Below are 1,314 nucleotides of genomic sequence, written 5' to 3'. Positions count from 1 at the left end.
GAGACCTCCACAAAAAAAATGATCCAACAGCTATGTGGGTTTAGCGAAAATTTCCACGAACCATTTTTGAAGATTGGGGAGGCGATTAATCTGGGTTTCAATTTCTGCCATAGCTAACTTGTTGAGTGTAACTCCTGTGGAGTAAATTGTTTCTACCAATGTCACTACTGGATTTTTATCCTTAAATGTGAGAGTTTTGGCGAAATTTACTACAGTCTCAACATTATCCAGTAAACTACCATTCCAATGATTTTCCAACCAACCAAAACAACGTTCTATCGGGTTATACTTACTATGATATGGCGGATAATAAGCCAGTTGTAACGTCAGTTGAGATGATGTAGCGAAATCCAGAATCCTTTTCATAAACTGAGTGCGACGAGAATTATTTTCTGGTCCATTATCCTGATTGATGACCAATTTTTGAATGTGACTAAAACGGTGTTTAACCGTTTGCCACCAATTTTCAAGTAAGTCAACTATACAATCAGCCGTTAGTTTAGAAGTAACGAAGAATAAAAATAACTCGTTGTACTCAGGCAGAAAAATGCCATAGGGAATCACAGTTGATTCAGTCGCAAAATCGTGATCGAGTGCAAGAGTTGGCATCCGAGTTTTACCACCTCGATCAAATTCTCCAACTTTGACTGCCGCCTTAGCATCAATGGAGATTCGGAGAGTATTAGGGTCATGGTCAGCTTCTGTATTAATTTGTTTTACCTGTTTAAAAATGGCTTCAGTTTCGGGGATTTTCTTGATGGGTTTAGTTTTAAGAACTCGTTTTAAGCTATAACCCAAATCATTCAATCTTCGTCGAATTGTTTCTATTGAAGGTAGTTCTTCATCACTATAACCAAATTGTTCTATTAGTTGACGACGGACTTCACTGGCGGTGATTCGTGTATATAATCGTGTACTTTTAAAGCTAGGGTCAACTTGACTTTGTGGGTCTACTAACGATTTAATATCCTTCAAGAAGTTGGGTAATTTTGTTTCAACCCGTTGCCGCCCACTACGGTGGAACCCATCAATAATTGGCTGACCACTTTTCAACTCTTGCATCCCTTTACGGATGGTGCGTCTATTCCATCCCAACTCCCGTTCTGCCAAGGTTTGTCCACCTATTCCCAAACCTTTGACTACGAATGCCATGAATTGTCGTCTGTCAGTCCCTTTGAGTTTTTTCGCTGTTTTGATGTAAAGAGATTTGGCGTACTCAGTCAGTTTCATGATAGATTTTAGAGACATAAGATAGGCTGCACACTGAAGTTATCTTTCTGTTATTATAGGATCATTCATTCTGTGGGACTCTCT

At 39.1% G+C, this 1,314-nt stretch carries 1 protein-coding gene; it reads right to left on the bottom strand.

What is annotated here, in order from left to right; all coding sequences use genetic code 11:
• Positions 1 to 30 precede the first annotated feature (30 nt).
• Positions 31 to 1,230: an ISAzo13 family transposase gene (locus QUA25_RS29225; RefSeq protein ID WP_333043194.1), complete on the bottom strand. Its 1,200-nt coding sequence runs from the start codon at positions 1,228 to 1,230 to the stop codon at positions 31 to 33.
• Between the last annotated feature and the right edge of the window lie 84 nt (positions 1,231 to 1,314).

Source organism: Microcoleus sp. Pol17C6, assembly GCF_036701145.1.
Taxonomy (GTDB): Bacteria; Cyanobacteriota; Cyanobacteriia; order Cyanobacteriales; family Microcoleaceae; genus Microcoleus.
The sequence above is the reverse complement of the archived record's forward strand: the minus strand, read 5'-3'. Positions and strand labels throughout refer to the sequence as shown.

Excerpts from the sequence above, each read along its gene's own strand:
- QUA25_RS29225 (WP_333043194.1), bottom strand. The coding sequence starts at position 1,230 with ATGAAACTGACTGAGTACGCCAAATCTCTTTACATCAAAACAGCGAAA.